Annotated in this window: 12 protein-coding genes; 9 read left to right on the top strand and 3 right to left on the bottom strand. The window is 55.0% G+C overall.

Features of this window, described 5'->3' with window-relative positions; genetic code table 11:
- Positions 1-253: 253 nt before the first annotated feature.
- The gene (locus tag GT003_RS14300; protein WP_161698813.1) at positions 254-1873 is read left to right on the top strand and encodes a hypothetical protein; all 1620 of its coding nucleotides are present in this window, start codon (positions 254-256) and stop codon (positions 1871-1873) included.
- 484 nt (positions 1874-2357) lie between these two features.
- Here GT003_RS14300 and dnaA read toward each other — a convergent pair whose 3' ends face one another.
- Together dnaA and GT003_RS14290 are read right to left on the bottom strand one after the other, a co-directional pair.
- Positions 2358-3740, bottom strand: a complete 1383-nt coding sequence (gene dnaA, locus GT003_RS14295) for a chromosomal replication initiator protein DnaA (protein WP_338045898.1) — start codon at positions 3738-3740, stop codon at positions 2358-2360.
- Between the two features lie 80 nt (positions 3741-3820).
- Positions 3821-4231, bottom strand: a complete 411-nt coding sequence (locus tag GT003_RS14290; RefSeq protein WP_161698809.1) for a helix-turn-helix domain-containing protein — start codon at positions 4229-4231, stop codon at positions 3821-3823.
- Positions 4232-4391: 160 nt separating this feature from the next.
- Between GT003_RS14290 and GT003_RS14285 the strand changes: the two genes are divergently transcribed.
- The 8 genes from GT003_RS14285 (at position 4392) to GT003_RS14250 (ending at position 11338) form a co-directional block, all read left to right on the top strand.
- The gene (locus GT003_RS14285; RefSeq protein ID WP_161698807.1) at positions 4392-5519 is read left to right on the top strand and encodes a hypothetical protein; all 1128 of its coding nucleotides are present in this window, start codon (positions 4392-4394) and stop codon (positions 5517-5519) included.
- Positions 5520-5596: 77 nt separating this feature from the next.
- Positions 5597-6199: a hypothetical protein gene (locus GT003_RS14280; protein ID WP_161698805.1), complete on the top strand. Its 603-nt coding sequence runs from the start codon at positions 5597-5599 to the stop codon at positions 6197-6199.
- A 4-nt stretch (positions 6200-6203) separates the two neighbouring features.
- Positions 6204-7487: an ankyrin repeat domain-containing protein gene (locus tag GT003_RS14275; RefSeq protein WP_161698803.1), complete on the top strand. Its 1284-nt coding sequence runs from the start codon at positions 6204-6206 to the stop codon at positions 7485-7487.
- Positions 7488-7800: 313 nt separating this feature from the next.
- Entirely contained in the window at positions 7801-8451 is a 651-nt protein-coding gene (locus GT003_RS14270; RefSeq protein ID WP_161698801.1) for a hypothetical protein, read from the top strand.
- 69 nt (positions 8452-8520) lie between these two features.
- Positions 8521-8916: a hypothetical protein gene (locus GT003_RS14265; protein ID WP_161698799.1), complete on the top strand. Its 396-nt coding sequence runs from the start codon at positions 8521-8523 to the stop codon at positions 8914-8916.
- 98 nt (positions 8917-9014) lie between these two features.
- Positions 9015-9932, top strand: coding sequence for a phosphotransferase family protein (locus GT003_RS14260; RefSeq protein WP_239565773.1), 918 nt, complete (start codon positions 9015-9017; stop codon positions 9930-9932).
- A 63-nt stretch (positions 9933-9995) separates the two neighbouring features.
- Positions 9996-10460: a GNAT family N-acetyltransferase gene (locus tag GT003_RS14255; protein ID WP_161698795.1), complete on the top strand. Its 465-nt coding sequence runs from the start codon at positions 9996-9998 to the stop codon at positions 10458-10460.
- A 146-nt stretch (positions 10461-10606) separates the two neighbouring features.
- Complete coding sequence (locus GT003_RS14250) at positions 10607-11338, top strand: suppressor of fused domain protein (RefSeq protein WP_161698793.1); 732 nt, start codon at positions 10607-10609, stop codon at positions 11336-11338.
- 138 nt (positions 11339-11476) lie between these two features.
- Here GT003_RS14250 and GT003_RS14245 read toward each other — a convergent pair whose 3' ends face one another.
- Positions 11477-12127: a ThuA domain-containing protein gene (locus tag GT003_RS14245; RefSeq protein ID WP_161698791.1), complete on the bottom strand. Its 651-nt coding sequence runs from the start codon at positions 12125-12127 to the stop codon at positions 11477-11479.
- Between the last annotated feature and the right edge of the window lies 1 nt (position 12128).

Here is a 12128-nt window from a genome sequence, read left to right as displayed (position 1 = left end):
GCGATGGCTTACGCACGATTGATTGTTTTGGTAATGGCGTTCGAGGTCCTGATTACGGTGATCATCGGAATTGGCGTTTACGCCGGATTTTCCGTTTTTCCGTATACGGCATCATCGGGCATGACAACGGGTATGCAGAACGTCAGCTTCAATGCGACCATTCCGTTATACATGCCTTCGCTGCAGGATTTGAAAATTCCCTACACCTATCTTCAAGCCGGGACGCAAGCGTGGGGAGCTGCGGGGGTTTCTCGTGTCGGCGGCGCTCATGGTCTTGCAAAGCTTCGTTCGGGGCATGTACCTCGGCGGTCTGAAAGGATGGGCCTTGAAGCGTCAGTCTGTCCCTCTATTCGCGAGCGGACGCAAATATTTCGGGGATATGCTGATCTGGTCGATCTTTCAAACCGCCATCGGAGCGCTGGTTGTGTTCCTCGCGGCAGCCTTCTTCCCGTTCGGGATCCTATTGATGATTGCTATGTTGTTCTACTCGCTCACGCCTTATCTGATCGTCCTTCAGGATAAGAACGTTGGCGAGGCCATGGCCGATGCTCCGCGATTGCTGCGACGCTATTTCGGTTCGCTGTTCCCGCTTGCGCTGCTTGCGCTGTTCGGCACGCTGATCATCAGCCTGTTCCGTTCCTTGGCGCCCCCGTGGGGATACGGGGTGCCGCTGCTCGCGTACGCCTGCGTCGGAACCTGGCTGATCGATGAACTGTTGAGACGGCTGGCCGTGAAGCTGAAGGGAGACGGCGGACAGGCGTCGCTGCCGCTGGCAGCGAATCGGGTTCGTACTCGCAAATCGGCGAACGCGGCCATCGTGCTGCTCGTGCCGCTGCTCGTCGCGGCGGGGATGTATGCGGCTTCCGGCAAACACTTGAACGTCTTGGATTTCGGCGGCAAAACGCAGCTTGGCGGGATCGCGTACAACGCGGATTTCTCCGACGTCTTCTATGTATCCGAGCAGCGGTACACGGCGTACCGATGGCAGAACGGAGGCGAGCGCATCGCGATCAAGCTTCCGGACTTGTCCGGGGAGAAGAAGCCGGGCGAGCTGCGGGGGATCGCGGACATCACGTGGCATGTGGACGAGGAAGTCCGTACGGTTAGCGGTCATACGACCCAAATTGACGTGCGGCCTATTCCGCATAAGAGCAAGGTCATGTACCGGCTCGTCCGGGAGACGTCGAACGACGGTACCGTCTATTATTCCAGCATGAGCGGCTCGGCTTCGATCCTGCTCGGAGAGGAGCGGCCGCGCGATCCGATCGCCGTTCAGATGATGGTCAGCGGGGATGGCAGCGACGTGTTCGTCATGCAGTACCCGGCGCGTTTCGAGATCGATCCGGTGTTCCGCGTGTCGGAGAACGGGCGGTACTTGATCCCGGGAACAAGCCGGTTGAATCCGGGGGATTTTCATGCGTATTGGTTCAGCGCAGCGCATTCTACGGACAAACTGCTCGACCTGCTGGCCGCCAAGAACATTCCGAATTACACCGCGTCGCTTAACCGGGCCTATACGGTGCTGGCCGGTGCCATGCAGGAGGGAGACGGACGCATGGTTGTCAGTCTGCTGGAGATGATGCGCCAGGACGGCGTGCACGTGAACACGCCCGATTGGGATGAGGCGGCGTGGACCGCCAACCTGCGCAGCCGCTACGAAGGCGCCCCATTGCCGGAGGCGTTGGAGCTGCTGACCCGCGCCGGCATTCAGAATGGGTATGAACCTGCCGAGCAAGCGACGCTAAGCGACGAGAAGATCGGCGTTTATAAGCTAGCGGTCCAGTTTCCGCACGGGATGATGAACATCACGTATAAGGAAGCGAAGGCGGACGGCAAGCTGCTGGCGGTTACGGTGGCGGATGGAATGGACTGAGGAAGGACGGGATTCCAACAACTACGCGGAAGCAGGGCAGGGGCGAGGCACGCGCTATGGCGTGCAGCTGCTGCAGGCTGCGGCGGGTTAGGATGTTTAATCGTGTGTATGGATTAAGTGCAATTATGCAACTATTCCCGGTGGAAATCTCGATATGAGAAAACTAAGTGCAAATATGCAACTAATTACGTGAGATGGCTCTGATAAAGGGCAATTCGCATGAAATAGTTGCACATATGCACTTATTTCGCTTTGGGATGGGAAATTCCAGCCAATTAGTTGCAGATATGCACTTATGACTCGCGCAATTATGAGCTAGGTGTCGTGCAGGATAGGGAAAGGACTCAGAGGGGGGCAGTTTCTGGCGCTCGCTAGTGCGAAAGGTTTGGTGAACGTAACGTTCGCGTACCGAATCCCAACGAGGAATAAAAGAAGGGGCCTTCTCGGCCCCCCGCAATCATTTCGCTGCATCCCTCGGCCAGGCTCAAGCAAGCTCGGCATTAATCTTCTCCGTCAACGAAGCCACCAAGCCGGCCAACTCCTGATCCTGTTTCATGTTCTTTATAATCTTCTTGTGCGCATGAATGATCGTCGTATGGTCGCGTCCTCCGAAGGCTTCGCCGATCTGCGGAAGCGAGTGGTCGGTGAGCTCTCTTGCGAGATACATGGCTACCTGCCGCGGGAAAGCGATCGCCTTGGTTCGTTTGCGCCCTTGCAGATCATCGGTTTGCAGGCCATAGCTTTGCGCGACGCAGCGTTGAATGACGGGAATGGTAACGGCGCGAGGGGAGTCGGAGGGAATGATGTTCTTTAACGCCTCCGCGGCGTATTGAACGCTGTAATCCTGATTAATGAGCGAGGAATAAGCGACGACCCGAATGAGCGCGCCTTCCAGCTCGCGCACGTTGGTCCGAATATGGCTGGCGATATAGGCCATCACTTCGTCGGGAATATCGAGCTTCTCCGCCTTCGATTTCTTGCGTAAGATGGCGATTCGCGTCTCGAGGTCCGGAGGTTGAATATCCGTAATCAGTCCCCATTCAAATCGGGAACGCAGACGATCCTCGAGCGTCGGTATCTCTTTGGGCTTCCTGTCGCTGGAGATGATGATGGCTTTGCTGGCTTCTTGAAGTGTGTTAAACGTGTGAAAAAACTCCTCTTGGGTCTGTTCCTTGCCGGCGATAAATTGAATGTCGTCAATGAGCAGGACGTCAATGCTGCGGTATTTATTCCTGAAGGCTTGTCCCCGGTTAGTCATGATGGCTTGGATGAATTCATTGGTGAACTTCTCTGACGTTAGATAGAGTACCTTGGCATTCGGCTTATGTTCCAGAACGTAGTGCCCGATCGCATGCATGAGATGGGTCTTGCCCAAACCAACCCCTCCGTACAGGAAAAGTGGATTATACGCCTTACCCGGCGATTCTGCAACGGCAACCGCGGCTGCGTGGGCAAACCGATTGCCTGCGCCCACGACGAATGTATCGAAGGTGTACTTCCGGTTCAGCGTCATGCCAGACAGCTGGTCGTGATCAACGGACAATGGCTCCGATGCCGGGGATGGAAGCGACGTTTGCAAGGGCGAATGCTCTGCGGCGGCCTGCGGCGGCATGGTCTCTTTCTCCATCGTAATGGTGACCTCGACATGATAATGGAAACAATCGTATACGGTCGACTGAATTAACTTCACATAACGGTTCTCTAACCACTCCTGGGCAAATTGCGTGGGTGCGCTTACAACCAGCTGCGAGTCGTTGAAGACGACCGCCTTGGATGCGTACAGCCAAGTGTCAAAGCTCGGCTTGCTTATTTTTGCCTTCATCTGATCCAATACCTGCTGCCACAATTCTTCGATCGGAACCGCCACTTTCATTCAACTCCTTCGGATCATACTCTTCAGGGAACCGACATTCGAATGAAATGCACATCTGCGATCAAGTTGTTGGATTAACGATTACCTTCAGCGTCCCATTTTTTGCGAATCGATTCAACCGTATAGTTAAAGGCTTCTGCTGCCTTGTAGGTATCGAGCGCTTTGGCCAGACGACTGACGTGCTGGTTGAACGCAAGCGGCTGTTCGGCGTTCTTGACCATCGATCGGGCAATATGAAGCAAATCCTCCCGGGCCGCGTTCACGGCACGGCCGTGCTCCTTCTCGATTAATTGTACTGCCATATGCGTGTAAATGGCGGAAAATTCTTTATCCTCGATCTGCTGCTCCCTGGCGGCAAGATCGCTCTCGCTGATGTCCCAATCCCCGGAATCGTTCTTCACCGCTGCCAGCCGGCCGTCGTTGATCATGTTAAGGATGGTTTTGTAATGAACGCCAAGCAATATCGATGCTTCCTTTGCATTCAATAGCCTCGCCCCTTATCCTTATTTATCTTTATAGTAATTGGCAGAAAGAGATATGTAAAGGAAGGATAGGCATAAAAACGATTACGCCCCCGAATTGGAAAATGCAACCTTCCCGCCGGTCGTTCAGTCTATAACGACAAAACCACAGGAGGTCATCGACATGCCGCGTTTACCGATTCGTATGATCTTTCTTTTCTCTTTGGGTATAGCGCTGCTTGCCGGCTGCAAGGCGGAGCGGCCGACGGGCGAGAAGAAGCCGGTCGTTCAACAGACGCAAGAAGCGCAAGCGCATCCTCAGCCGGAAGGCGGTCCGCGATGGATGGTCGAGGATACCAAGTGGGTGACGATGACGCCGCCGCTGCCGTCCGATACGGTCAGTCAGCCGCTGTTTCCGGATACGGACGGCGCTCGGGTCGGGCAATTGCTGCAATGGCTTGAAGCGGCAGCCCCGGATACGAACCCCGATCTATCCGAGCCGGAGCGGAGCTATGCCCTGCATATCGCTCTGAAGAACGGCGGGATGATCGACATTACCCCTGCCTGGAAATGCAGGGATACAAGCGAATCTACCGGGAGCCAGTCTATGACATGCCATGCGGTCCAAGATGAAGTCTATCTAACGATGAAGCTATCGGACGGCAACCAGGAAACTGAGCATTATTTTGCGCATTCCCCGGCATTGTTCGAGTTTCTGGACTCGACGTATAAAGCGTGGATGCCCGAACGAGCCTCTCTCGTCTATCCGCAGACGATCACGGCAGGCGAGCCCTTCACGGTGTCGGGCAACGGCTGGGTGGATGCGAGCGTAACGGTGGAAGTCCAGCAGAACGGCAAGGTGCTCGGAACCGCGGAGGCAGCGACCGATCACGGCGCATTCAAGGTTACGGAGGTCATCCCAGACGACCCGCACATCTCGGACCGAGACGTTCAGTTGACGATTCGCGGCGCCGATGGCGGCTCTCGAGGCGTCTCCGCGCAAATCAAGCGCGGGAAGGCTCCGTCGCCGCAAGAGCCGGCAAGGCTTCTGGGGACATCCGCTTCCTGCGACAAGCCGCCGAAGGCGCTCCGGTGGGCCGGGCGAAGCTATGCGCGGACAGCCCAGAAAACGGACCGGGAGCCGGGGATGAAATATGGCTACGTGGCATGCGAGAAAGGGCGGTTTCCGCCCGGAGACGGGGGGCCGGGAACGCTGATGATCTATAGCGACGGGGATCCGAGGCAGAGCAGCGATATCATTTTCGTTGGGAGATGGGGCGATGCGTTGTACGCGATTTCGTCTAAAGAGTAGCGGCGTATAGGTAATCGCAAACTTTCCGAGAATAAGTAGATAGCGATAGAAGCAAAACGATAGAAGGGAGAGTAGCCTTGAAGAACGCGCTGTTCATGACGGTTGAAGCTTCGCATTCGCTGAACTTCCTCGTCTATCTTCAAAACTCCTTTTTAAACAAGCATCATACGGACGCCGGGGAGGTCAAATTCCCCTACACGGGCTGGAATAACGAGTTTCTCTCTTATTCGGCCTTCGCTGCGGCGTTCAAGGAGCTGTGGAACGACGTCATCGATAAAATCGCTGCAAATCCCGTTCATGATCTGCACTTGTTCCATCAGCATGAAGCGGGATTCCATGAAAAATTATTTCAGCCTGGCAACGCTGGACGGTTAGCCTATGATGAGCTGCACAAGTCGTTCCAAGTTTGGTGGGGAAGCTTTGCCGGGAGCTTCGCCCTTGAAGGCTCGATTAGCAACGATGATCATCACGACGTGTATTCTCGTCTAGCGGAGTATCTCGCGGCAACGAATACGGAACCGTCAAGGACGCTGAAAATCAGCTTGGTCTATGATGCTTTTCCTCTGGGAGGTCTGGAAGTCATGCCTTTTTATGCGGTGGCAACCGTCAGGGAATTTCGCTTGCGCCGTGACCGTGAGGCGTTAGTGGCAAGACTGAGAACGAGTGTAGAAGGAGGCTGAAGACATGATCGAACAACAGGTCATTGAACAGTTCAAACAAGCGGTCACGAGCAGTGATGCGATCGCGACTAGCCGTTGCCTGGACGAGCATCCCTCGCTGGCCGAACAAATTAACGAGCCCTGGTTCGCCTTCGATACGCCTGCGATCGTGGCCGCAGCGGCGAGCGGAAGCCGCGATGTGGTGGACGTACTGCTTGCGCACGGCGCCGATCTGGATGCAAAGAGCAGCTGGTGGGCTGGGGGCTTCGGCGTGCTGCATCATGACCATCATGAGCTGTCCCGATATTTAATCGAGCGGGGAGCTCCCGTCGATATACACGCGGCAGCGGCGCTCGGCATGCTGGATACCGTGAAAGGCAGGATCGAATCGAACCCCGAGGCGGTCAATGAACGAGGACCCGACGGGCAGGTTCCGCTTCATTTTGCCACGGATCGCGCCATCATCGATTTGCTCCTCGCCCGCGGCGCCGATATCGATCGGCGCGACATCGACCATGGCAGCACGCCGGCGCAATGGGCGATCGATAACGCGGCAAAATGCAGGTATCTGATCGAGCGCGGCGCGGCAGCGGATATTTTCATGGCGATTCAGATCGGAGACGCGGAGCTGGTCCGCGCGATCCTGCGTACCGACCCCGAGTGTCTGCAAGCGCAAGTCGGCCGAGGCCGTTTCACGTCCGGCGATTCGGACGGGGGTCACATCTACGCGTACAAGCTCGGTGCCAATACGCGGCCGTTCTACCTTGCGGTACGTCTTAACGATGCCGCGATCGTCGACCTCATCGCGGAGCATAGTTCTCCCAATCAGCGTCTGCTGATCGCTTGCGTGCAGGCGGACCGGACTGCCGTACGGAGGATGCTCGAGCAGGATTCGAACCGGGTACGGTCGCTCTCTCCGGAGGATCTAAGCTTCATCGCCGATGCGGCATGGAACAACGAGATTGAGGCCGTTCGGACGATGCTCGAAGTCGGGTTCCCTGCGGATTCCCGCCGCGAGGACAAGGATTTTACGGCGCTTCACAATGCGGCTATGCGGGGGAATGACGAAGCGGTACGGCTGCTGCTTTCGCATGGCGCATCCACGCATCTCGTCCAGGGATTCGGCGGGAATGCCTTGGCTAGCTGCGCATGGGGATCGGTTCATTTTCGAGATCCGGCCGGGAATTATGCGGCGGTGGCGGAAAGCCTCATTCAAGCCGGCTCTCCACTGCCGGGCCAAGCGTCGGGCAGCGAAGACGTACGGGAAGCGTTGGTGCGTCATGGCGTCGGGAATGCACCTGAGGCATAGAGCGATGTAACGAATTGGTTGACGATGGAAGGAAATTGTAATCGAATTGCAATCTTAGTTTCATCTTGCCTTAACAATGCTGGCCTATAATAGAACTCGACCCCCTTTTTAAAATATAAACTTTAGACCCGCGGCCCGTTGCTGCGGGTCTCTTTTTGTCTGGGGAGGATCTGGCGGACAGGATAGTCGTAATTCCTCTATCTCGGGCATACAGAATTAAGGTATTATTGACGGATCGATGGAATGGCGGAACGCTCATCGCTCATGATCCGAAGCGCCTCTTTTATAAACAATGGGAGAGAGAGGGGTAACAATGACGACTCGAAACCTGTTGATTCTGCTGATTCTCATGGCCGTGGTTGCAATTGGCACTTGGATGAAGGTTTCAAATCGCGGTTCCGATGCGAGCCCGACAGCGATCGCTGCCGTCGAGAAGGAGCGCGGATCGGGATTCGTTTCGTATATGATCCATGAGCATTCCGTGCCGGGCGGGGAGGTAGCTTTCTATATACGGAAGGAATCGAAAGATCAAATCGGCATTGCTGCCGACTTCGTCAGAAAGTCTTCGAAAGGCTGGAGCTGGGGGTACGGCGGCAGCTTCGGCGCATCGAATTATCGGTTAGGCCTTACCGATGCCGAGGCAAGGAAGGAAACATTCCATGCGGAGTATTTTCCTAGTACGGCCGGCAGTAGTTTCGGGAGTTCCCCGTTCCCGATGGTTTACGGGGTCGTTCTCCATCCGGATATCGCCAGAATAACGGTTAAGGATTATTCGACGGAAGTGGAGAAGCAGGCCGAGCTCATTGAAGTGGAACAGAACTTTAAGCTGTTTTATGTATTTGTCGACCCTTCCCAAGGAACCAAATTCGACGTTATCGGTTATGCGGCCAATGGAAGCGTGGTTCACAAGGAAACGAAGGACGAGTCTCGACCTTACCAAGTCAGCACGACCAAGGTAGATTAGATAAGGTGCGGTGACTGCCGGTATGGAACGGTGGAAACACGCGAGTTTCATAGATAAGAAGGTGGGCTTGTGAAGCTTAAAATGCTTGTTTTGATTGTTGTTAGCATGATTACTGTTTCTTTGGTATCGGGCTGCGGAGGTCCAACGAAAGAAGAAGTCTTGAATGAATTGAAGCCTGCGGAAACGCAAAATTATGCCATACATTTGTTCTACGAAAACAATCTTCCGGACAGTGAAGCAACAGCGGTGAACGTATTTCATAACTCCAATCCCGCATATACGAAAGCCATCGTGAAAGTTCAATTCTGGGACCACGAACAAGATCGTAATAAGAAGTGGGCCGCAGCAATCGGAGTTAAGGCGTTTCCGATGTACGTTATCGTTGACGCCGATGGAATCGTATTGAAAACTCCTTTTCTGAGTCGGGTAAAGGAGTTTTTGGAGCAATCAATACTGACGACGTGAACGCAAGCCGCCGTTTGTTGCAATTTACGTTAGGCTTATTCATAGGACGAAGCACGATACTAGAGGGGATGAATGAAACGATGGAAGAGGCAGTAGTTATGCAAGCGGAACGAATCGCTGGCGATTTTCTTCAGGAACAGGTAAAAGCTTCCTACCAGATCGTAGGCAAAGGCTTCATCAATCAGGTATGCGTCGTCAAGACAGCGAGCCGTAAAGTCGTCGTTCGCATGAACGATACGGGGACCTATCCGAACTATGCGAAAGAAAAATGGTGCATGGAGCAAGCGGCTGCAGCCGGCATTCCCGGACCCGAGGCGTTAGCCATCGGCATCGCGGACGAAACGGCCTATATGATTCTAACCTTTGTCGATGGAGACAACGGGGTAGACAGCGCGGTTCCGAATACGGAGATTTGGAGACAGCTTGGCCGGTATGCCAAACGAATTCATGCGATCCCGGTGAAGGGATACGGGGAAAATCTGATCGATCCCGTACACGGCGAGTTTCATTCCCCGCCTCATCCGGGGTCGGACGGCAGCTGGCTGGGCTACGTGAAGCATAATATCCACAGTCTGACGGAGCATGACCGGTTGATTAAGCTTGGCGTACTCACTCCGGTGCAATCGAACCGCGCCAGGGAACTGTTCGAGCATTTGAAGAACCAAACGTTCCGCTTCGGTCTGATCCATGGCGATCTCTCCATCAAGAATACGATCGTCGATCGGACCGGACAAGTCATCGTCTTGGATTGGGGCAATGCGGAAGTCAGACCGGTCCCGCACGGAGATATAAATTGGCTGATGCAGCTGCAGATGCTGGACGGGGATCCGAATCCGGAAGAACTGCAAGCCTTTCTGGACGGGTACGGCATCGGCGCGGCAGATTTTGCCGCTACGAGACCATTGCTGCTTCTCAAGGCGTTCGACAATCTCAGGTGGGCGCTTGACCGATGCCCGGAACGGGTCGAGTCCTATGCCGCGTTCGCGAAGCAAGCGGTGGGCATGATTTTGGATTAGCAGAGATGGCGCGACAATAATCCCGATCACAGGTCTGCGATCCTAATTACAGGAGGATTCGGTTTGAAGCTGCGTACGAAACGATTGGTTGTGGAAGCTTGTACCCCGGGCAACGTCGGACGGGTGTCGGAAACGTATGCGATCGGAACACACATCGTGAATTACATAGAGCGCCTCCAGGAAGACCCCGAACTACTCGGCTGGGGCGTATGGTTCGTATCGTTGGCCGACACGGGCCAAGTGGTTGGCGACATTGGTTTCAAGGGGAAGCCTGATTATCAAGGGATGGCCGAGGTCGGATTCGGGTTTATTCCGGCGATGCATAACAAGGGCATGGCCACGGAATCGGTCGAAGCTATTACGGAATGGGCGTTTGCAACCGGAAAAGCCAACCGGATTACGGCAGAGTGCCTAGTCGACAATTTGCCGTCGGCCCGAGTACTGGAGAAGCTGGGCATGAAGCGAACGGGAGCAGCGAACGGCATGGTGAATTGGGAGCTTCTCGGGCCTCCGAAACGCGTACAGTAGCCGATATCCATGGTGAATGAGGAGAAATAGGATTCGATATATTCGGGATGAACCAATTATATGCAGCAATTTCTTATTATTCCCAAATAATAGTTTGTCCTGTATAATTTATCTAATTCTATCTACGAAAAGGAGCCCCAATTCCCATGAGCACAGCAGAGCGATCCCCATCCGGAAGCCTGATTTATCGACACCAGTCCTCGGATCGTCCGTTAACGCCCGCCAGCGGAGAACCTGCATCCATCGACCTGATATCCGAACATATCGAGAAGCATATCGGACCGATCGAGGCCGTATTCCACGAAATGGTATCCGATCTAATCCATCTCGATGTGCTGCTGGTCGCTCCTTCCTCAGCGCGTAATTACTATACCTTAATCACGTGCGGCATGAGCAATTTACCGATGACGGTTCCCGAGGGAGCCGAGGCCTTTCGATACGCGGAACTGATGATTTGCCTTCCTGCCGCTTGGAAGCTGTCCGATGAAAGCTTCAAGAACGAAGACAACTATTGGCCGGTCAGAAGCCTCAAGACGCTTGCTCGCCTGCCGCACGAATATAATACTTGGCTGTATGCGGCGCATACGATTCCGAACGGGAATCCCGTCCAACCCTATGCAAGCAATACCAAACTAGCCGGGATGATGGTTACCGTTCCCTCCTCGGTCGAATCCATCAACGAGTTCTTCACGCTTACGGTCTCGCCCGGCAAGGACGTGCACTTCTTCGGCTTAATGCCGCTGTATAACGAAGAAATGAACTTCAAGCTCCAACATGGAGCCGAGGCGCTGCTGGAAAAGCTCAATAAGGCTGGCGTCACCGACATCGTCGACCCGAATCGCAGAAACACGTGCAAGAAACGGTTCGGCTTGTTTTAGGAAACTCGGCAAGGCTTCGGCGGATTACGTCAGCGCCATGAAATAGCAGCCGCCTTGGACGTCTCGTCCAAGGCGGCTGCTATTTTCTTAATCTAGTGCTCTATTCTATGAAGTCTGCAAGCGTCGGTTATCAATCGTCTACTTGCCTCCGCAGGCCCAATGCGCCGCATTCAGAACCAACCGCCGGTAGGATGCCGGCTCGAAGGACGGCGCATGATGCCCCGGCTGTACATAAACGACGCGGCCCAGCCCGTAGCTGCGCTCCCAACCGGCAGGATGCTGCGCGCCTTCGAATTCGTATGCCAGAAATGCCGTCCGCTCGGCCAGCGGATCGAGCTCGAACGCGTACGGCTCTTCGTCCAGGTCGAAGGGATCGACGCCGCCGAGCACCGGGTGTTCGCCGATCGGAACATAGCGAAGCGGCTGATAGGGCGGATGGCCGGTGAAACGGGCGCCGATCAGCTGCGCCAGCGCATCGCCGGCTTGCAAGGAGATGCCGTTATGGATGACGAGCAGTCCGCCGCCTCCCGCAACGTAGCGAAGCAAGCCTGCCGTCTGCTCCGGCGCCGGCTTGCGATTCCAGCAGTCCGTGTAGGAGATGCAGAGCGGATAGTCGGCTGGATTCAGCCGGCTGAGTTCATCGTAATTCTCCGTCGCGGTTATTCGGAACGCAGGCTCGAGGATGGACTGCAGGGCAGCTCGAGCAGGCTCGAGCGGGTGCCAAGGGGCATCCGTGAAATCACCTAACAATAAGACGTTAACAGGCCATTGCCCGGTTGGTTCGCTCATC

The organism is Paenibacillus sacheonensis, assembly GCF_009909195.1.
Classification (GTDB): domain Bacteria; phylum Bacillota; class Bacilli; order Paenibacillales; family Paenibacillaceae; genus Paenibacillus_Z; species Paenibacillus_Z sacheonensis.
This window is presented reverse-complemented; position numbering and strand designations above follow the sequence as displayed.

Coding starts and splice junctions, on each gene's coding strand:
- GT003_RS14285 (WP_161698807.1), top strand. CDS start 4,392: ATGCCGCGTTTACCGATTCGTATGATCTTTCTTTTCTCTTTGGGTATA.
- GT003_RS14275 (WP_161698803.1), top strand. CDS start 6,204: ATGATCGAACAACAGGTCATTGAACAGTTCAAACAAGCGGTCACGAGC.
- GT003_RS14270 (WP_161698801.1), top strand. CDS start 7,801: ATGACGACTCGAAACCTGTTGATTCTGCTGATTCTCATGGCCGTGGTT.
- GT003_RS14260 (WP_239565773.1), top strand. CDS start 9,015: ATGCAAGCGGAACGAATCGCTGGCGATTTTCTTCAGGAACAGGTAAAA.
- GT003_RS14250 (WP_161698793.1), top strand. CDS start 10,607: ATGAGCACAGCAGAGCGATCCCCATCCGGAAGCCTGATTTATCGACAC.
- GT003_RS14245 (WP_161698791.1), bottom strand. CDS start 12,127: ATGAGCGAACCAACCGGGCAATGGCCTGTTAACGTCTTATTGTTAGGT.